At 74.4% G+C, this 19,889-nt stretch carries 14 protein-coding genes; 2 read left to right on the plus strand and 12 right to left on the minus strand.

Annotated features, from left to right (window positions below):
* The first annotated feature begins 187 nt into the window (after positions 1 to 187).
* Complete coding sequence (locus AB0435_RS16085) at positions 188 to 979, plus strand: methyltransferase domain-containing protein (RefSeq protein ID WP_366004279.1); 792 nt, start codon at positions 188 to 190, stop codon at positions 977 to 979.
* Here AB0435_RS16085 and AB0435_RS16090 read toward each other — a convergent pair.
* From AB0435_RS16090 to AB0435_RS16115, 6 genes are all read right to left on the minus strand, one after another.
* Positions 936 to 2,291: a M1 family metallopeptidase gene (locus AB0435_RS16090; RefSeq protein WP_366004297.1), complete on the minus strand. Its 1,356-nt coding sequence runs from the start codon at positions 2,289 to 2,291 to the stop codon at positions 936 to 938. The two genes, AB0435_RS16085 and AB0435_RS16090, sit on opposite strands and share 44 nt — an antisense overlap.
* A gap of 100 nt (positions 2,292 to 2,391) precedes the next feature.
* On the minus strand, positions 2,392 to 3,177 hold the full coding sequence (locus tag AB0435_RS16095) for a maleylpyruvate isomerase family mycothiol-dependent enzyme (protein ID WP_366004280.1): 786 nt from the start codon (positions 3,175 to 3,177) through the stop codon (positions 2,392 to 2,394).
* 153 nt (positions 3,178 to 3,330) lie between these two features.
* A complete protein-coding gene (locus AB0435_RS16100) occupies positions 3,331 to 4,074 on the minus strand; it encodes a BPL-N domain-containing protein (RefSeq protein ID WP_366004281.1) in 744 nt (247 codons plus the stop codon).
* A 34-nt stretch (positions 4,075 to 4,108) separates the two neighbouring features.
* Positions 4,109 to 8,101: a Pls/PosA family non-ribosomal peptide synthetase gene (locus tag AB0435_RS16105; protein WP_366427250.1), complete on the minus strand. Its 3,993-nt coding sequence runs from the start codon at positions 8,099 to 8,101 to the stop codon at positions 4,109 to 4,111.
* A 168-nt stretch (positions 8,102 to 8,269) separates the two neighbouring features.
* Positions 8,270 to 9,436: an alpha-hydroxy-acid oxidizing protein gene (locus AB0435_RS16110; protein WP_366004283.1), complete on the minus strand. Its 1,167-nt coding sequence runs from the start codon at positions 9,434 to 9,436 to the stop codon at positions 8,270 to 8,272.
* Between the two features lie 219 nt (positions 9,437 to 9,655).
* Positions 9,656 to 10,855: an amidohydrolase gene (locus AB0435_RS16115; RefSeq protein WP_366427251.1), complete on the minus strand. Its 1,200-nt coding sequence runs from the start codon at positions 10,853 to 10,855 to the stop codon at positions 9,656 to 9,658.
* A gap of 155 nt (positions 10,856 to 11,010) precedes the next feature.
* Between AB0435_RS16115 and AB0435_RS16120 the strand changes: the two genes are divergently transcribed.
* The gene (locus AB0435_RS16120; RefSeq protein ID WP_361526204.1) at positions 11,011 to 11,187 is read left to right on the plus strand and encodes a thiazolylpeptide-type bacteriocin; all 177 of its coding nucleotides are present in this window, start codon (positions 11,011 to 11,013) and stop codon (positions 11,185 to 11,187) included.
* Positions 11,188 to 11,264: 77 nt separating this feature from the next.
* Here AB0435_RS16120 and AB0435_RS16125 read toward each other — a convergent pair whose 3' ends face one another.
* The 6 genes from AB0435_RS16125 to AB0435_RS16150 are packed head-to-tail and all read right to left on the minus strand — an operon-like array spanning position 11,265 to position 19,873.
* Entirely contained in the window at positions 11,265 to 13,205 is a 1,941-nt protein-coding gene (locus AB0435_RS16125; protein WP_366427252.1) for a TOMM precursor leader peptide-binding protein, read from the minus strand.
* Positions 13,202 to 13,957, minus strand: coding sequence for an ABC transporter permease (locus AB0435_RS16130; RefSeq protein WP_366004286.1), 756 nt, complete (start codon positions 13,955 to 13,957; stop codon positions 13,202 to 13,204). Before AB0435_RS16130 ends, AB0435_RS16125 begins: the two co-directional genes overlap by 4 nt.
* Entirely contained in the window at positions 13,954 to 14,886 is a 933-nt protein-coding gene (locus AB0435_RS16135) for an ABC transporter ATP-binding protein (protein WP_366004287.1), read from the minus strand. Before AB0435_RS16135 ends, AB0435_RS16130 begins: the two co-directional genes overlap by 4 nt.
* A gap of 6 nt (positions 14,887 to 14,892) precedes the next feature.
* Complete coding sequence (locus AB0435_RS16140) at positions 14,893 to 16,122, minus strand: peptidase M50 (protein WP_366004288.1); 1,230 nt, start codon at positions 16,120 to 16,122, stop codon at positions 14,893 to 14,895.
* Complete coding sequence (locus AB0435_RS16145; protein ID WP_366427253.1) at positions 16,119 to 17,162, minus strand: lantibiotic dehydratase C-terminal domain-containing protein; 1,044 nt, start codon at positions 17,160 to 17,162, stop codon at positions 16,119 to 16,121. The genes AB0435_RS16140 and AB0435_RS16145 overlap by 4 nt, the downstream gene beginning before the upstream one ends.
* Entirely contained in the window at positions 17,159 to 19,873 is a 2,715-nt protein-coding gene (locus AB0435_RS16150; RefSeq protein ID WP_366427254.1) for a lantibiotic dehydratase, read from the minus strand. The genes AB0435_RS16145 and AB0435_RS16150 overlap by 4 nt, the downstream gene beginning before the upstream one ends.
* Positions 19,874 to 19,889: the final 16 nt, after the last annotated feature.

Here is a 19,889-nt window from a genome sequence, read left to right on the forward strand (position 1 = left end):
CCCGGAGCCCTCTCCCGAAACACCGGGCCCGGGCCGGACGGGTGAGCCGGCCCGCGCGCCGGACGAGCGGCCGAAAGCGGGCCGTCGGGCGGCGGTGGGGCTTCTCGGCCGCCGCGCCCCCGACTACGGTTCCTCGCGCCCGGCCGCCGACGAGCGGCGGCCCCGGACTCAAGGGATGGAGGCGCGCATGACCGACGGCACGCTCTACGAGAGTATCGGCCCGGGATACGCCCGCGCCCGCCGCCCCGACCCGCGCGTCGCCGCCCGCGTCCGCCGCGCCCTGCGCGGCGCCCGGACACTGCTCAACGTCGGCGCGGGAACGGGCAATTACGAGCCCGACGACCGCGCCGTCGTCGCGGTCGAGCCCGCCGCCGCGATGCTGGCCCAGCGGCCGCCGACCGCGGCCCCGGCCGTCCGGGCCGTGGTGGAGGCGCTGCCCTTCGGCGACACCGCCTTCGACGCGGCGCTCGCCACCTTCACCGTGCACCTGTGGCACGACCTGGCCGCGGGCCTCGCCGAACTGCGCAGAGTGGCCCGGCGCCAGGTCATCCTCATGACCGAACCGGAGATCGGCCGCCGGTTCTGGCTGACCCGCTACTTCCCCGAGTCCCTCACGCTGCCCAGCGAGGCCCACGCGCCCGCGGTCGCGGACATCGGCGAGCACCTGGACGTACGGGCAGTCGACGCCGTACCGGTGCCCGCCGACTGCACCGACGGATTCGTCGGCGCCTTCTGGAACCGGCCGGAGGCGTTCCTCGACCCCGCTGTCCGCGCCGGGATGTCCATCCTCGCCCAGCTCCCGCCCGAGGCCGCCGCGCGCGGGGTGCGGCTGCTGCGCGACGACCTGGCGAGCGGCGAGTGGGACGCCCGGTACGGACACCTGCGCACGCTGGAGACGTACGACTACGGATACCGCCTCGTCGTGGCCGGTGAGGTCAGGGCCGTGCGGGCTTCCCCGGCCCGTACAGCCAGCTGGTGAGGGCGGGCCCCGGGTCCCTGGGGGAGACCGTGCGGGCGAGGGCGGTGAACTCCCGTGTCGTGCCGTGCCCGTAGCGGTGCCGCGCCGCCCACGCGCGCAGCAGGTGGAAGAACGCGCGGTCGCCGACGACGGTCCGCACCGCGTGCAGCGCCATCGCCCCGCGGTCGTAGACCGGTGCGTCGAAGAGGTGCGTGAAGTCGCCCGGGGCGGCGGGCGGGAAGGCCCATATGGGATCACTGACGGGTTTGGCGTAGTCGGTGTCGAACGCCTGCTGGGCGCTGGGGCCGCCGTGCTGCTCGGCCCACAGCCACTCCGCGTACGTGGCGAAGCCCTCGTTGAGCCAGATGTCCGGCCACCGGGCCAGGCTGACGGAGTCCCCGAACCACTGGTGCGCCGTCTCGTGCACCAGGGTGACGATCTCGGGCGCGTGGGCGTACAGCGGTCTGGTCTGCGTCTCCAGAGCCGTGTACGGGATCTGCGGCGCGTGGTCGACGATCGCCCCGGCGGCCCCGAAGGGGTAGGGGCCGAAGAGCCCGCTCTCCCAGTCGATGATCTCCGGCAGCCGCTTCAGCGCGGGGGCCGAGGCGGCGTACTCGCGGGGCTCCACCGCGGTGAAGACGGGCAGCCCGGAGGGGGTGCGGTAGCTCTCGGTGCGGAACTTCCCGATGGTGGCCGTGGCGAGGTACCCCGCCATCGGCTCGGGGCTGTGCCAGCGGAAGGTGGTGCGGCCCTGGTGGGTGCGGCGGCCGGTGAGCGTGCCGTTGGCGACGGCGGTGTAGCCCTCGGGCACGGTGATGGTGAAGTCGAACGCGGCCTTGTCCAGCGGGTGGTTGTTCAGCGGGAACCACGTGCGGCTGCCCTGCGGCTCCCCGGCCACGAACGCGCCGTGGTCGGTGACGTTCCAGCCGTCGTACGGGTCCCCCGGGATGTTGATGGCCTGCGGTTCGCCGTCGTACGCCACCGTGACCCGGAAGAACTGGCCGCGGCGCAGCGGGGTGCGCGGCGTGATGATCAGCTCCTGGCCGTCGCGGCGGAACGCGGCGGGTGCCGAACCGACCCGCACGGACCGCACGGTGAGCCCGGACAGGTCGAGGTCGAAGCGGGAGAGGTTCTGGGTGGCGCGCGCGGTGACGACCGCCCGCCCGTCGAGGTGGGTGTCGGCCGGTGTGTAGGCGAGGGTGAGGCCGTAGTGCAGGGCGTGGTAGCCGCCGTTGCCGTCCAGCGGGAAGAACGGGTCGCCGAGGCCGGGGGACCCGGCCGTCGGCGGATCGGGCGGTGGTTCCGCCGGGGCGGCCGCGGTCGTGCAGGTCAGGGCGAGCACGGTGCAGAGGGAGACGAGAGTGCCACGGAAAGCGTTCACGGACCTTCCTTCCGGTCGTCGGCGCCGACGTGACACTTCCCGTACTCGCGCCTCAGAAAGCGGAGTTGGCGGACCAACGTGCCAAGAGGGCCTCGTCCCCGAGCACTTCGAAGGCGTCGGAGGAGTGGCCCCGGCGGCCGTACATGAGGAGCAGCAGGTCCGCGGCGGTGCCCCGCACGGTGGCGTCGGCGCGCGTGCCGGCCGTGGCGCCGGCTTCGAGCCCGAAGCCGTCGGGGCGCAGGCGGACCAGCCAGTCGCCGCCGGTGTCCGTGCACCGGAAGCGCAGGGTCTCGCCGTCGCCCCGCAGCTCGGCCACCTTGGGGGCGAAGAAGGCCGCGTGGGGGAGGTTGACGAGGAACTCGTCGACGCCGTCGGTCGCGAGGTCGCGGTCGACCACGGACGGGACGCCGGCGGCCGCTTCCGCGTCCGTGCGGTGCACCAGCGTCTCGAACAGCATCCGCCGGATCCAGAACCGGGCGTGGGGATCGGCTCCCCACACCCACATGGGAGCGTCCGGGTCGACGGCCGCGAACGCGCTCGCCGCCTCGGCGGCGCTCGCCGTCAGCCAGTCGGCGTAGCCGCTCTCCTCGGCCGGGAGGTCCAGCTCCACGTCCCGGCTCAGCGGGCGCTCCTGGACGCGCCCGCGCAGGAGGACGGAGAACCAGCGCTGCACGCTGCCGGTGTGCTTGACGAGGTCGGCGAGCGTCCAGCCGGGGCAGCCGGGTACGGGTGCGGACAGGTCCGCCCCCTTGACCACGGCCACCATCCGGGCGGTCTCCGCCGCGACGGCCTCGCGGTGGGCGGCGGGGGCGGATGCCCGGTCCGGCCGATTCGACATGTCCATTTTTGCCGCGCTTTCGTGAGCGTTCCGGCCCGGCGGTCCGACGGGCCGGGCTCTGCGCGCAGACTGCCACACGGTCCCGGGGCCCGCGCGCCCGGGACCTCCGTCGTCGTGACAGGCATGCCCGTCAGGCCGCGGCCGCCCGCGCGGTCAGCCCTCCAGCACCGCGCTCGCGAGGTCGAGGCCGAGGTCGTGGCCGTGGTGGACGGGGAGGCCGTCGTCGATGAACCAGTCGTCGGTGGCCTCCGGGTGCGGCCCCACGACCCCGACGCGGCCCGCGCCGAAGGGGGCGACGAGCGCGGCGACCGTGCCGTTCGTATACGTGGCCAGGACCGTCGCGTGCGCGCCCGCGTCGAGGAGGAACTGCGGGCCGTCCTGGAAGAACAGGGTGCGCCGCAGGCCGCGCCAGTCCACGTCGACCAGGGTGTTGCTCTCGTCGTGGACGGTGGCGCCCGGTGAGCCGATGTACTGGTCGGTGTCGCCGGGCAGCAGGCCGAACCCCGGGGTGGCCCCGGCCAGATAGCCGCCGAGGCAGAAGCCCAGATAGCGGCCGCCGCCGTGGACGTAGCCGCGGATCGCCTCACGCTGCCGTCTGAGGTGCCGGTACGCGTGCGACAGCGTGCCGCCGCCCGGCTGGGCGTACACCCATGCCTGGGCCAGCGATTCGGCCGACAGCGGTACGGCCTCGCGCGGACCGGTGTAGCGGATGTCCAGGTCCCACGGCCCGGCGGCCAGCAGCCCGGCCACCGCTTCGGGGCATCCGGGCAGGGTGGCCGGACCGCGGTAGACGAGCGCCAGCGGGCGCTGTCCGGCGGCCCGGACGGGGACGTCCACGGGGGCGCTCCTGCTGCCGAACGCCCGGCGGAGGGAATCGAGGATGCCGTTGGGTGCCATGAGTGCTGCCTCACTGCCCGTGCCCGAAGGGCGGTCACCGGTGGCGGGGGCCGGGCGTGGGCTCGTGGCCGGTGTCCCGGTGGGTCACGCCCTGGGCCGGGATGCCGCGCCAGCTGCTGCCCGGTGTGAGGTGCTCGCCCTTCATGAGCAGCGACAGCGCGTCGAGCCAGACGCCCTCGCCGACCACGCCGTCGTAGAGCACGATCGCCCGGGTGCCGATGCTGGTGCCCGCCTGGAGGGTGACCGTCGACATCTTCATGACACGGTCTTCGAACAGGTGTGTCTGCAACGATACGCCCGTGCCCACCGCGGCGTCGTCACCGATGTCCACCAGGTCGAACTCGGTGAGGTAGGTGGTGCTGATCCAGGTGCGCCGCCCGATGCGGGCGCCGAACCAGCGCAGTACCGGCGGCAGGAACGGGGTCCCGGTCAGGGCGGCCACCCCGGCCGGTACGGCGGCCGCCTCGAAGAGGCCGGTGACGAACTCCGTACGCCGTACGAACCAGCTCCACAGCGGCTCGACGCGCGGCCGGTAGACCCCCGCGACCAGGCGCTTGACCACCGCGCAGTACGCGATCACGGCGAGGCCCGCGCTCATCAGCAGGACGGGCGCCACGAGCAACGGGAGCACGAGCCCCGGCAGGCGGACCACGTCGGCGAGCGCCAGCACGTACAGATACAGGCTCGTGCCCAGCACGGACGCGGGCATGGTGGCGCGGAAGAACTCGATGCCCAGCCGCTGGAGCACCGCCTTGCGCGTCGGCGCGAACGTCAGCTCCTCGGGGAAGGAGCCGCTGCTCTGGCGCACCGGCAGGTGGATCGCGGGCGACCCCAGCCACGAGGTGCCCTCGGGCACCTCGTCCCGCGGCGGCACCGTGCCCACGCCGACGAGGGAGCCCGGCCCGGTCCGGGTGCCGGCCGGTACGAAGGCGGCGTTGCCGATGAACGCCCGCCGGCCCACCTCGGTGGGCCCGAACGAGACGCGTCCGGCCGCGAAGGAGGCGGCGCCGACGCTGGCCATATCGGCGACGAAGCTGCCGTCGCCGAGGGTGAGCAGGTCGGGGTCGAGGTGCGCGGCGGTGGAGACCTCGGCGCCCCGGCCGATCCGCGCGCCGAGGACCCGCAGCCACGGCACGGTGTAGAGCGTGGCGTAGAGGGAGTTGGTGAACGTCAGGCTGAACTCCAGGAGCTTGTCCGCCAGCCACTTGCGCACGCCGAGCGAGGACCGCAGCGGGCGCACGCCGGCCGGCACGGTGGGCAGGACCAGGCGCTTGCCGACGGCGACCGCACAGCACACGGTCAGCACGTACACCGGGCCGGACAGCACCGAGACGAGGAGGGCCGCCCAGGTGTCCCAGGCGAGCAGGCTCCACCACACCAGCACCAGACTCGGCACGATCATGGCGAGCACGACGGCCTCCAGGGCCGCGAGGCCGAGCAGCGCCGCGGCGAGGTGGCGCGGCCGCCACGGCCCGGCGTCGCCGTCGGCGCGCAGCATGGCCTCCACCTCGGGGGCGAGCGCGTCCGTGGGGCCCGGTGGCGACCCGGCCCAGCGGGCTCCGGGGGGAATCGCCTCGCCCTGGCCGAGCACCGACTGCTCGCCGAGCCCCGCCCCCGCCCCCATGCGGGCGCCGGGTTCGAGGACCGCGTTGGCCCCCACGTAGCACCGCGGGCCGATGTCGATCGGGGCGACCGTCACCCAGCCGTCCGCCACCCGCCACGGGTGCAGGGTGGCGCCGTAGCCGATCGCGGAATCACCGCCGACGCGCAGCAGTGTGGGCAGGGACACGGCGTTGGTGGCGATCGTGGTGCGGGGGCCGACGCGCGCGCCGAGCAGGCGCAGGTACGCGGCCATCATGGGCGAACCGCTCAGCACCGGCAGCGGGCTGAGGCTCAGCAGCAGGCCCAGCGTCCACAGCCGCAGGTACGTCCTGCCCCACAGCCGGTAGCGGCCCGGCCGGATGCCCGCCGCCAGCGGGCGCGCGAGTGCGGCCGGGACGATCCAGCGCAGGACGAAGTAGCCGACCAGCACGGCGGCCGCGGCGTGCAGTGAGGTCCCCAGGGTGAGGTCGCCGTCGCTCCGGTCGAGCACCCAGGCCAGCGGCAGCGTGAAGGAGAGCAGCACCAGATAGATCGCCCCCGCCTGGACGGCCCCCGCCGCCGCGATCCGGCGGCCGCTGTGGCGGATCGGCTCGGGGCGGGGCGGCCCGGCCGGCGGGGCGGCCTCCGCCGCCGCGCCCAGCACGGCCGCGAGGCCGCGCACGGTCGGGTGGGCGTAGAGGTCGCGCAGGGCGGGAGCCCCGAGGTCCCGGTCGCGCAGCAGGGACACGACGCGGGCCGCGAGGAGGGAGTGGCCGCCGAGGTCGGTGAAGAAGTCCGCCTCCGCCGACAGCGCCGCGGGGCCGACATCCAGCGCCTCCGCCCAGGCGTCCCGTACCCGCTCCTCCAACTCGCCTCGGGGCGGCACCACTTCGCCGCCGCCCAGGAGGCGGCGGCCGGTCGGCGGGGGCAGCCGCCGCCGGTCCACCTTGCCGCTCGGCATGGCGGGCAGCTCGGCGAGGACGTCCAGGAAGGACGGCACCATGTAGGCGGGCAGCTTGCGCCGCGCGCGCTCGTGCAGCCGGGCGAGGAGGACCTCGTCCGGCTCCGTGCCGTCCGCCGACCGCACTACGTAGGCGGACAGTTCACCCGCCCCGCCCTCCCCGCTCTCCACGTCGGGCGCGGGCATCAAGGTGGTGGCCGCCTCGGCCACACCGGGCTCCTCCAGCAGCACATTGTCGATCTCGCCGAGGTCGACCCGGCGCCCGCGGACCTTCACCTCGGCGTCGGCCCGGCCCAGATACTCGAACTGCCCGTCCGGGGACCTGCGTCCGAGGTCGCCCGTGCGGTAGAGCCTGCCGCCCTCCGGGGCCAGCGGATGCTCGATGAACCGGTCGGCGGTCAGCTCCGGCCGCCCGACATAGCCGCGGGCGACGCCGGGGCCGCCGACGCAGATCTCCCCGACCGCGCCGTCGGGCACGGGCCGGCGCCCCTCGTCGAGCAGCACCACCGCATAGGTGGGCAGCGGCCTGCCGATGGTCACGGGCCGGCCCGGCAGCAGTTCCCCGACGGTGGCGGTGACCGTGGCCTCGGTCGGTCCGTAGGTGTTGAGGATGCGGCGCCCCGGCCTGCTCCACCGCTCGACGAGCCGGGCCGGGCACGCCTCGCCGCCGACCATGATGCCGCGCAGGAGCGGCAGGTCCCGGGGGATCGTCGCCAGCAGCGTCGGCACGCAGTACATGACCGTGATCCCGCGCTCCTCCAGCCAGTCGGCGAGCTCGGCGCCGAGCTGCCCCGAGCCGGTCGGGCCCGCGACGAGCGTGGCGCCGACCGCCCACGTCGGCCAGATCTCCTCGATGGAGAAGTCGAAGGAGATCGTCATGCCCTGGTGGACCCGGTCCTCCGGCCGCACGTCGTAGAGCCCGGGGACGAAGCGGAGGAAGTTGCAGATGCTCGACTGGGCGATCTGCACACCCTTGGGCCTGCCGCTCGACCCGGAGGTGTACATGATGTACGCCAGCGGATCCTTCTCCTCCCGGCCGGGCGGCAGGCGGGTACGGGGCGCCGCCGCGAGCTCCGGCCCGCACGAACCGAGGTCCACGACGCGCCGGGTGAGCCCTTCGGCGGCCCGCGCGGCACCGGGGGCGGTCAGCACCAGGTCGACGTCGGCGTCCTCCGCGATGTAGGCGACGCGGTCCGGCGGTGACGCCGGGTCGACCGGCACGAACGTCGCACCCGCCTTGCCCACGCCCAGCAAGGACACGTACGTCTCCACCGAGCGCGGCACCAGGATCGCGACCCGCGACCCCGGGCCGATGCCGAGGCCGCGGAGGTGACGGGCGAGCTGGTTGGCGCGGGCGTCGAGTTCGCCGTAGGTCAGCCTGTGCTGCTCGCACTCCAGCGCCGTGGCCGACGGCGAACGGTCGCAGGCGGCCTCGAACACGCGGTGCAGCCGCGTGGCACCCGTGGCCGGCCTGTACGTGGCCATGCCTCCATGGCATCGCCGATCACAAGTGATCGCATCCCTGGGCCGGAGACGGCGGCCCAGGGGGCGCTCACTTGAGCAGGCGGGCGAGGCCGGTGAACAGCTCGCCCGCCGCGGCGTCGGCACCGGGGGAGAAGGGATCCCAGGCGCAGGCGTGCCGGGGCGAGTGGGTCAGCCGACGCGCCGGAGCGCCTCGGGAGTGAGGTCCGCCAGGGTGGGGTAGCCGTCGACGGCCATGAGCAGGTCGGCCTCGGCCAGGACCGAGCGCAGGACGTGGACGATGCCGTCGGTGCCGCCGAGGGCGAGGCCGTAGGCGTACGGGCGGCCGATGCCGACGGCGGTGGCGCCCAGGGCGATCGCCTTGACGACGTCCGCTCCGCTGCGGACGCCGGAGTCGAAGAGGACGGGCAGGCCGTCGGCCGCCTCGACGACGCCGGGCAGGGCGTCGAGGGCGGGCAGGCCCCCGTCGGCCTGGCGGCCGCCGTGGTTGGAGCAGTAGACGCCGTCCACGCCGCCGTCCCGGGCGCGGCGCACGTCCTCGGGGTGGCAGAGGCCCTTCACGATCAGCGGCAGTGTGGTGATCGAGCGCAGCCAGGGCAGGTCGTCCCAGGTGAGGGGGTTGCTGAAGACTTCTCTCCAGCGCAGGACCGCGGCCTGCGGGTCCTCTTCCGGCGTGCGCTCCAGGCCGGCCCGGAAGACGGGGTCGCCGGTGTAGTTGGCCAGGCAGTGGCCGCGCAGCTGCGGGAAGTTGCCGGTGCTCAGGTCGCGCGGCCGCCAGCCGGTCGTCCAGGCGTCCAGGGTGACCACGATCGCCTTGAACCCCGCCTTCTCCGCGCGCTGGACCAGGCTCTCCGCGAGGTCCCGGTCGGTGGGCGTGTACAGCTGGAACAGCGCCGGTGTCCGCCCGGACCCGGCCACGACCGCCTCCATCGGGTCGACGGAGAAGGTCGAGGCGATCATCGGGACCCCGGTACGGGCGGCCGCCCGCGCCGTCGCCAGATCGCCGTGCCCGTCCTGGGCGCACAGCCCGATGACGCCTATCGGCGCCATGAACAGGGGCGAGGGCAGGGTCAGTCCGAACAGGTCGACCGACAGGTCACGTCGCGCCGCCCCCACGAACATCCTGGGGTACAGCCCCCACCGCTCGAAGGCGGCCACGTTGGCCCGCTGGGTGCGCTCGTCCCCCGCACCCCCGGCGACATAGAAGCGCACGGACTCCGGCAGCATCGCCAGGGCCCTGGACTCCAACTCGTCGTGCGTCATGGGGTACCGCGGCAGGACGCCGCGAAGCGCGTCGGAGTAGATCTCGTTCTGGTAGGAACCGAACGGCTGGTCCATGAGTCAGTCCTTCCTCTGGCGGTCCAGGCCGGGTGACCTGGTGCCCACCCTGCAAGGTGGTGTGCCCGCCCGGCAACGGGGCCTGTCGGTCGCCGCCGGTCACCGGACCCGGGAACCGGCCGTCGCCGGGGAGTTCACGGCCGTCGGCGTCGTCACCCGCCCGGCTGCCGCAGCGCGTTGTCTTCGCGCCCCTCCGTGGAGCCGCGGCCGTAGCCCCGTTCACGTAGCGGACAGGGCGCACAGGGCCGCCGTCACCATCGCCTCGACGCCTGTCGGGACGGCGAGGCGGGCGTGCGGGGCGAAGAAGGGGGAGTGGTTCGGCGGGAGCGGGGTGTGCCGTGCCGCCGCCCACTCCCGCGGTCCCGCCGTCCCCAGCATCCAATAGGCGGTCGGCACCCCGCCCTCGGCGAAGAGCGGGAAGTCCTCCGTGGCCAGGGACGGCGACCACCCCGTGACCCGCTCCGTGCCGAACGCCGTCCGGTGGGCGTCCCGTACGGCCGAAGTCAGCCGGGCGTCGGGGAGGTTGACGGGGGAGCGGGACGTGACGGTGATGTCCGGCGGCTCGGGGCAGTCCGAGGCGGCGCATTCGGCCCGTACGACCCGGTGCACGGCCGCCGACAGCCGGTCGAGCGCGGACTCGGAGAAGGCGCGGACGGTGACGCCCAGTTCGGCCCGGTCGGGAAGGACATTGCTCCGCTTCCCCGCGTGCAGCCGGCCCACCGTGAGGACCGCCTGTTCGGCGGGTGCCGTCCCGGCGGCCACCACGGACTGGAGGCGGAGCACCGTCGCGGCCGCCGTCACGACCGGGTCCACGGCCAGGTGGGGCGTCGCCGCGTGCCCGCCGCGGCCGTGCACCACCACGTCGAGGGACACGCTGCCGGCCGTCACCGGGCCCGAGCCGTGCGCGACCATGCCCGCCGGGAACGGCGCCGCGTGCTGGGCCAGCACCGCGTCGGGGCGGCCGAACCGCTCGTACAGCCCGTCGTCGAGCATGGCCCGCGCGCCCGTCAGCGTCTCCTCCGCAGGCTGCCCGACGACCAGCAGCGTGCCCCGCCACCGCCGCCTCTCCCTGGCCAGCACGCCGGCCGCGCCCGCGACCGCCGTGAGGTGCAGGTCATGGCCGCAGGCGTGCATGACGGGCTCGGGGGCGGTGACGCGGCTCGCGTACGGCAGGCCGGTCCGCTCCCGTACGGGCAGGGCGTCGAGCTCGGCGCGGAGCATCACCCGCGGCCCGTCGCCGTTCTCCAGCACCCCGACGACACCGTGGCCGCCGACGCCCGTGGTCACCCGGAAACCTTCCGCCGTCAGCCGGCCGGCGAACAGACCGGCCGTCCGCGCCTCCGCCCCGGAGAGCTCCGGGTGGGCGTGGAGATCGAGGTAGAGCGTGGTGACCGCCCGCAACTGTTCCTCGGTGAGCATGGATCCGCCTTTCTCGTGGACGTCGCGGAGGCGCCGCTGACACCGGGTGTCAGCGGTCGCGAAGTGATCTGTCAGCGGCCCCTGGTGGACTGATCGCGCAAGGACCGAAGGGCGCGGGCCCCCGTCCCCGCCCGACCGCACGAAGGAGATCAACCATGGCTCAGAAGGCCGAACTCGCTTCCCTCGCCCAGGAGATCCTGGAGCTGGAGTCGGAGACGTTCGAGATCTCGGACTACTCCGACGCCAGCGAGGTCGTCCTCGCCGGCTCCACCAGCTCCAGCTCCACGAGCACCTGCTCCAGCACGACCAGCACCACCAGCTGCTCCGCCTGACGAGCCGCGCACCGGCAGCCCTCTCCGGGACGGGATCCGTCCCGGAGAGGGCTGCCCGGCGTCACGGCCGGGGCGGGTCAGGGGAACGGGTGCGGCACCCGGCGGATCTCCTCGTCCCGCAGGTCCGTCGTCCGCCACCCCGCCCGCCGGAACGCCGTACGCAGCCGGTCCATCCCCAGCACCCGCTGCCGGTCCCAGCCGAAGTCGATCGGGACGAGCCCCGGCACGACGGTCGACACCGTGCGCAGCCCCATGCGCTCCTGCTCGGGCGAGGTCTGGTCGACCACGATCACGTCGAAGCCCGCGCGCACCAGCTCGTCGCGGCACAGCAGCACGTCGTCGAGCAGATCCCCTGTGGCGGGCCGCCGCCAGCCGGCGTAGAGCTCGTCCACCGGGCGGACCGCGGCGGGTTCCAGATACTCGTGCGCGTGCCGTGCCATCCGCGGCAGGCCGTAGAGCCGGGCGTGGTGGGTGAGCTGCCGTACGAGGGAGAAGTCGTCGGCCATCGCCTCCAGGTCGTCCCGGTGCTCGGCCACCTGGCGGTCCAGGTGCGGGAGATAGGTGAGGACCTCCGACAGCGCCGCCTCCACCGCCTCCTCCGGGTCGAGGCGGGCACCCGCCGCGAAGGAGAGCGTGCCGGGGCCGCCGTCGCGGCGCACCGCGACCGCGGTCACGACGGGCACGGACAGATCGACGCGGTTGTCGAAGGCCCGCACGTCGTAGCCCTGGAGAGCCGCGCGGTCGGCCATGGCGCGCACCGCGCCGCCGCGGCACGAGGCCAGGTCGATGCCGGTGAGGCGGGCCCGGCCGTACCAGCCGAGCAGGAACGCGTCCCGCTCGATGAGCTCCAGCAGTCCGAAGAGCACCGCCTCCTCCAGACAGCTGCCGGTGGCGCAGCCGTTGGAGCTCTCGAAGACGAAGTTGTCGCTGTCCACGCCCGCGCCGTAGTGGACCGCCCGCCGCGGCACCAGCACCGCGCGGCCGTCGCGCAGCGAGTGGCCCCGCACCCAGGGGATCTTCCGCCCGGGGTCGAAGGGTTCGAGCATCGGGTCGTCGCGGTACGTCTGTGGCGCGTAGGTACCGCAGGTACGTGGATCGACGGCTTCGGCGCGGACGTTGTCGTAGGAGTCCACGACCGGCTCGCCCCGGCGCCGGGGGTGGATGCCCGCGTACCGTTCCAGCCCTTCGAGGAAGGCCAGTGTCCGGCTGGAGGCGAAGGAGTTGGCCTGGCCGCTCCAGGTGACGTCGGACAGGCCCGCGTAGGTGCGGACGAAGACGCTGCCCGCCACGGGCGAGGTCGTGGGTGAGGCGACGTTGAGCCAGGTGCCCTCGCCGAGCGCGCCGCACACGGGGTTGGCGAGCGCTCCTCTCGGCAGCGGGTAGGCGTCCGCCGGGCGCAGCCGGGAGGCGTCCGGCGCGGGCTTGCGCCGGGAGTTCGGCTCCGGCAGGGGGCCGGACCCGGGCGCCGGGCCGCACCGTGGGCACAGGGGCTCGGCGAGCAGCGGCAGCGTGGTGACCTTCAGGGTGGCGAGGTCGATCCGGGAGACCTGGGGCAGCGGGCGGTCCGCGGGGGTGTGCCACTCGCCGTCCGGCCGCCCCGCCGCCACCGGGCGGCCGGAGAGCAACACCGCCTCGTACACCGCCCAGACGGTGTCCACGGCGTAGTCGGGCAGTACGGGCCAGGTGCCCGCCGCGGTCATGCGGGTGCCCACCTCCAGCGCGTCGCGCTCGGAGCGGGAGCGCAGCCGCTGCCAGCGCCGCGCGAGGCAGTGGCCGCAGGCCGCGGCCGCCTCCCCGGTGGCACCCCAGGGGCCGATCAGCACCGCCTGGGCGGTCAGGTGCACGGTGGCGCGGGCGCGCAGGGCGCCGTGCGGGTCCTCACCGGGCCGGAAGGCGTCGGCGGAACCTACGGGCACGACGACGGGGGCCGGTGCGCCCGGGGCGCGGGCGGCGGCGTGGAAGCGCTCGGTGAGCGCCCGGCGGAGGTGCTCGCTCGCGGCGGCCATGGGAGTGCTCATGCGTCGTTGCTCCAGCGGAAGACCTTGACCGCGATCAGGCCGAAGACCAGGGCGAACAGGGCGAGTCCGGCGCAGGCCACGGCCGTCGAGGCGAGGTCCGCGCGCCCGGAGACGGCCCGGGAGATGCCGTCGTTGAGATAGTGCAGGGGCAGCGCCTTGGAGACGGACTGGAGCCAGGACGGCATCGCGTCGAGCGGATAGAACGAACCGGACAGGAACGCCATCGGCACCATCACGCAGTTGGCGACGGCCGCCACCGCCTCCGGGGTGTCCGCCCGCGCCCCGATCACCAGCCCGATCGCGAGGAACGCGGTGATGCCGCACACGAGCACCGGTACGGCCCACGGCCACGTGGCGTCGACCCGCAGGCCGAAGACCGGCAGCAGCGCGACCCCGATGAACAGCACCGCCTGCACGGCCCCGATGACCAGGGCGATGACGTAGCGCGACGCGAGCACCGACGACAGCGGGGTGGGGGTCAGCCGGATGAGGCGCAGCAGGTCGTCACGGCGCCACTGCATGAGGGTGAACGCCACGCCGAACACGGCCGCGTTGCCCACGCCCCACGACAGGACGCCGGGGGCGATGTAGTCGATGTAGCCGCGGCCGCTCTCCTCCACCGTCTTGCCGCGGAAGATCAGGCCGAAGACGACCAGGAAGATCAGGGGGAAGGCGAAGGTGAAGAAGACGGTGGTGCGGTCCCGGACGGACGCCCGGTAACTCGCGCCGGTCAGTGCGGTGTACGCGCTCATGCGCCCTGCTCCGTTCCGATGAGCTCGCCGGTGAGCTCCAGATAGACGTCTTCCAAGGTCGCGGTGCGGGTCCGGATGCCGTCGAGGCCGACGGCGTCCCCCAGCGCGGCCAGCAGCGGCCCGGCCGCCCTGGTCTCGATGACGACCGACCCGCCCTCCAGGCAGACCCGGTCGGCGCCCTCGAACTCCCGCGCCCGCTCCGGCGACAGCCGGTCCGCGGGCACCAGCAGCCGGGTCGGCGCCTTCGCCGCCCCCACCAGCCGGTCCGGGCTGTCCAGCGCGACCACCGAGCCCGCGACGACGATCGCCACCCGGTCGCAGAGCGCCTCGGCCTCGTCGAGGTGGTGCGTGGTGTAGACGATGGTGCGCCCCTCGCTCTTCAGGGCGCGCAGCACCTTCCACAGGGCGCGCCTGGCCTGCGGGTCGAGGGCCGCGGTGGGCTCGTCGAGGAAGATCAGTTCCGGGTCGTGGACCAGGGCGGAGGCGATGGCGAGCCGCTGCCGCTGGCCGCCGGAGAGCACCTCGATGCGGATGTCCCGCTGCTCGGCCAGTCCCACGAGCGAGAGCGTGCGGTCGACCCCGGCCGGGTCGGCGCCGTAGAGCGCGGTGACCGTGGCCAGGTGTTCCCGCGCGGTCAGCCGGGTGAAGAAGGCGGAGCTCTGGGTCTGCACGCCGATGCGCGGCAGCAGGTCCAGATCGCGTGGCCAGGGGGAGGAGCCGAGCACGGACACGGTGCCCCCGTCGGCCTGGCGCAGCCCTTCCATGATCTCCACGAGGGTGGTCTTGCCCGCGCCGTTCGGCCCGAGCACGCCGAAGAACTCGCCGCGCTCGACCGTCAGGGAGATCCCGTCCACCGCCTGGACGTCGCCGTAGCGCTTGCGTACGCCTTCGAGCACCAGCGCGGGGCTCGTCGGCTTGTCGTTTCTCATGTTTCCTCAGCTCTTCTTGCGCGTTGCGGACGAGGTCGGTGCGGGCCGGCGCCCGGCCCAGGGGCCCGTGACCGCCACCAGGGCGACGATCAGCAGGGCCGGGACGGCGGCGGCCCACACGCCGTACCGGCCGGCGAGCAGGTGGTGGCACAGCAGTACGCCGCCCACCCCGCAGCCGCCGACGAGGAGGGCCGCCCCCAGCCCGTAGGAGGCGTAGGCGATGCGGGCCGCGCGCGGGTACCCGGCGACCCCGGGGCCGCGCCGCACGGCACGCGCGGCCAGCAGCCGCAGGAAGCGGCGGCTCTCGGTGGCGTAGTCGGCCAGGCCCAGGCAGTGGCCGAGCATCTTGTAGCCGTCGAGCGGCGGCAGGGGCACCAGGTTGGTGAGCGCCAGCACGGAGCCGACGAGCAGCAGCCCGGCGAGGGGGCCGCGGGCCGGGTCGCCGTCGGGCAGTACCGACCACAGCAGGAGGAACGGCAGCAGGAACGCCAGGTTCATCACTGTGCCCGCGGCCGCGGTGGCTGCTTGGGCCCAACGGGTCGGCAGATAGGGGTAGTTCTCGACCTTGCAGTACATGAACACCATCGGCAGGTGCCAGCGCAGCCCGATCTCGCCGACCGTCCCGCCGAAGTGCCGGGCGACCACCCCGTGGGCGAGCTCGTGGAGGGCCGTGCTCACCCACAGCAGCGTGAACACCGCGAGCAGCGTCGCCGGCTGCCGGAACAGCTCCAGCGCCCCGTCGGCGAACACCCCCAGGCGCAGGACGACGTACGCCTCCATGCCGAGCGTGAGCAGCAGGAGCGGCACCACGAACCAGGGCGACAGGGCGAAGCCGACGGCCCGGTACAGCCGGTCGGTGGTGGCGGCCGCGTCGGCCGTCAGCCGCAGCGTGCCCTTGAGGAGCGTGCTGCGCGCCGGCCGCTCCGGCGCGGCAGGGGCCGGCGGCTCGGCGCCCACCAGCAGGTGCTTCTCCCACAACAGCCCGAGCAGCTGACGCCAGTTGGCCTCACCCAGCCGTCTGCCGAAGTGGCGCGCGTACTCCTCGCCGATCTCCCCGAGCGTGCGCGTGCCGTCCAGGCGCGCCATCAGGAAGTGCTCCTTGACGCCGACCTCGAAGGACTGCCCGCCGCGCGGGTCCTTCACCAGGTGCACCACGGACGTGCCGCGCCGCAGCGCCGCGCTGCGCAGGACGTCCGGGCGCAGGGCGGGCCGCCGCTCCAGCGGCCCGGAGGTCATCGGCCGCCTTCCTCGCGCAGGGCGCGGCCCAGGACGTACGACAGGTAGGCCTCGTCGCGGATCGTCACATGGAGCCGGTTGTTGGTCATGTGCATATAGGGGGACAGCAGGAGGGGCAGGGCGACGGCCGGGTCGTCCACCCGCTCGTCGGTGGTGCCGTCCCAGGAGCGGAAGACGAGGTCGCCGCGCGTGGCCAGAGTGGTGGCGCGGTCGCGCAGTTCGGCGCAGTGCCCGGCCCAGCCGCGCAGGAAGCCGGGCAGCCGGCCGGTCCCGCCGCCGGCGAGGGCGCCGAGGACGGTGTCGAAGCGCCGCCCGAGCGCGGGGCCCATGTCCGCGTAGCCGCGGTCGTACTCCTCGGAGCCGATGAAGTCCGTGCCGGAGAACGCCTTCTGCCAGAAGGCGTGATAGCGGTCCAGATACTCCGCGAGCTCCGCGCGGCCGGGCAGGAAGGAGCCCGCCATCACCATCATCAGCTGGGCCGCGGTGCCCAGGCGGACGGTCCGCAGGTGGAGGTTCATGGTGCGGACGGCCTCGATCACGAGCTCGCTGGAGTGCCGGAAGTGCCACTCGGCGAGCTCCACCCCGGCCGGGCCGCCGTACTTGCCGTACTCGGGTTCGTACGGCTCCCGGGTGAAGGTGTTGTTGGGGCGCAGCTTCATCCGCCCGTCGGGGGCCAGGAAGCCGCCCCGTTCGTCCTCCGGGAACTCCAGCTCGAAGAGGGTGTTGTAGAACTCGTTGAGGAAGCCCGAGGAGTCCACCTCGTAGAGCGCGGGCCGCTCCCGCAGGAAGGCCGCGACGGCCCGCTCGGCGCGGCCCCGGACCTCGGCCGCCGCGGCCTCGGTCGCGGGCCGCAGCCGCAGCCGCACGTGCGGGCCCTCCAGCCAGTAGTTGATGAAGAAGTGGCCCGCCAGCAGGCCGTCGGCGGCGAGCTCCTCGACGAGCGGGCCGACGCACTGGGTCAGCAGGGGCTGGGGGTTGGCGGCGTACTGGATGTGCAGGGCCTGCCAGGCGCCGGCGGTGGTGGTGCTGGGTACGGTCATGTCAGCGCACCGGTTCCTTCGCGGTCGTTGCGGAGTGTCTCGACGGCCAGCTCCACCACGTGCCGGCCCTGGGCGGAGACGGCGTGCAGGTCGTCCTCGTCGGGCAGGGCCTCGCGCAGGACGACCCGGTCGGCGGGGTCCTTGAGCAGCCCTTCGAGCGCGGTGAGGGACAGCCAGCTGTCGAAGTCGACGTACTGCGGCTTGGCCCGGCCCGCCGTCGGCGGGGCCGCGGCCGAGGTGACGGTGGCGAAGACCCGGCGGGGGAGCCGGTGCTTCGCGCGCCACCGCTGCCACTCCAGGAACCGCCGGGCGTCGTCCCCCTCCGCCCCGGCGGGCAGCGCCGAGGCCGGGGCCGTCCAGCTGCGCCTGCTCAGGACGAGACGGCCGTGGCGCACCCGCGGCCGCGAGGTCACCCCGTCGTCGGCCGGGCCCTCCGGCACCCCGCCCCACACGTCGAGCGGGGCCATGGACGTGGGGGAGAGCAGCAGCAGCGTGCGGGGGATCTCGGGGAGCGCCAGGGGGACGAGGTAGCCGAGGTAGACCGGAATGACCTCGAGGCCGAGCCGCTTCGAGCGCAGCACCAGGCGGTCGGTGCCGGTGTCGTGCTCGACGAAGAGGTCGTCCAGGGCGATCCGCTGCTCCGGCGGCACCGTGCTGGTCTCGCCGGGACACACGATCTGATAGTCCGTCAGGCGCCCGTGCAGGTTGAGGTTGCTGGTGACGGAACCGCCGGTGATCTCGGCGAACACCGCGCCCGCCGGCTGCGCGGCCGCCGCCGCGCGCCGGATCCGGCCGGAGAGCCCCTCGCCCTCTTCGTCGTAGCAGTGGGTGAACCGGCTGAAGGGGAAGGCGAGGCCGCCGTACGACTGGTTGAGCACCGCCAGCGGGTCGCCGTCGCGCGGCACCAGTTGGAGGAAGTGGCTCTGCGGGGCGAAGGCGGCCGTGACTCCTTCGAGGTGCCCGGCGACCGCGTCGACCGCCTCGGTGCGGACGCAGACCTCCCCGGCCCCCCGTGCGGTGTCCCACAGCCGCCGCATCCGGGCCGTCCACTCCTCGCGTGCCGCGTCCACGGCCGCGATGCCCGGCAAACCGAGCCAGTTGGGCTCGGGGACGTGACGGCCCTGCTCGTCGAAGGGCTTACGGCGCGCGGTGAAGGTCATGTACTGGTCGTAGAAGTCCTCGTGGAAGTCGTGCACCAGCTTGAGCAGGTCATCGCACCGGCCGCCGCTGCCGTACCGCGCCGTGAAGAATCCCTTGAGCGTGATCCGTTGAGGCAGTGTCAGGTCGAAGGCGGGCAGGACGCGCTCCACCGAACGCAGCGCGGCCAGCGGCCCGCCGTCCTCCGCCCACGGGCGGAGCCCGCAGGTGACGGCGGTGTCCGCGGACCCGGCGCGGACGTCCTCGTAGAGCAGGGTCCGCGGCAGGGTCGCGTCCGGCGCCCCGAGTTCCCGCTGGATCTCCGTCAGGGCGCGGCGCAGTTCGGCCAGCAGCTCCCTGCGCAGGCCCGCGCCGGCCGCGGCGTAGCGGTCGACGCAGGCGACGGGCCACTCCAGGGTCTCCGCGAGCCGGGTCGCCCACGGGCGGTCCAGGTCGCGCAGCGCGTCACGGAAGGCACGCAGCGGATCGGCACTGTGCACATCCGTGCACAGTGCCGGGATCTGCACCATGCCCAGCTCCAGCAGGGCCGACAGATAGCGCTCGCACTCCCGCGGTTCCGCGCCCCGCTCGGCGCCCAGCCAGCGCACGAGTTCGCGGTGGCGCAGCACCGGCCGCTCCGCGAAGAGGGCCAGCAGCCGCTCCAGGGTGCCGCTGCGGCGGAGGAAGAACAGCCGGTCACGCGCCGCGTCGAAGGTGACCGCCGCGCCGTCGTCGCCCGCGGTCACCGACCGGCGCACATAGCGGATCCGGTCGTCGTCGCGCCCCCAGCCGGAGGCGAGGGCGACGGGCAGGTCGCCGCGCCGGCCGGGGTCGGCGGCGATCAGCTCGGCGAGCCGGGCCAGGACGACGACGTTGAGCCGGGGACGGCCGGTCCACACCTCGGGGACGTGGACCGTCCCGTGGGCGTCGTCGGTGAAGCGCCCCAGCGCCACCCCGGTGAAAGTGCTGAACGGGCTGGTCTTGCACACCGTCCGGTAGAGATAGGCCAGGGCGGAGCGCTCGACCTTGCGTTGGCGCTTGTCCGGCCGCCCGGCCGGGTCCGTGCCGATGTACGCGTCCAGTCGCCTCTCCAGCTCCGATGACGCCAGCAGCAGCCCCAGCCGCAGCCGCTCCTCGCCCAGCAGCCCGCGCAGCTCGGCGCGGGTGCGGGCGGTCTCGGCGGCGAGGAGGGGCGCGCCCTCGGCGAGCAGCGCGGCCAGGGCCCGGCGGTCGCGCACCCAGCCGCCGGCCTCCGCCGCGGTGGCCGGGTCGGCGGCGGCGAGCAGCGCGAGCGCCTCCTCGGCCCCGGCGGGCAGTCTGCCGTTGAACACCTCCCGCCGCAGCCGCAGCAGCAGTCGCCGCTCGTGTTCGCTCCCGGCGCTCTTGACGAGCGGGTGCAGCCGGTCGCCGAGTTCGGCGCCCCGCGTCCGCAGCCGCGCCTCCTCGCGGAGCACGCGCTCCGCCCAGCGGCCGGTGTCCGGGCAGCGCAGGGCCTGTACGGCCGCGACGGGCAGGCCCGCCACGCGCAGCATGAAGTGCGGGCCGATCGCCCAGTGGGATGTCTCGGTGGTCATGTCTTCCCTGTGCCGC

This window comes from Streptomyces sp. NPDC051173, from assembly GCF_040689515.1.
In the GTDB taxonomy this organism is placed as follows: Bacteria; Actinomycetota; Actinomycetes; order Streptomycetales; family Streptomycetaceae; genus Streptomyces.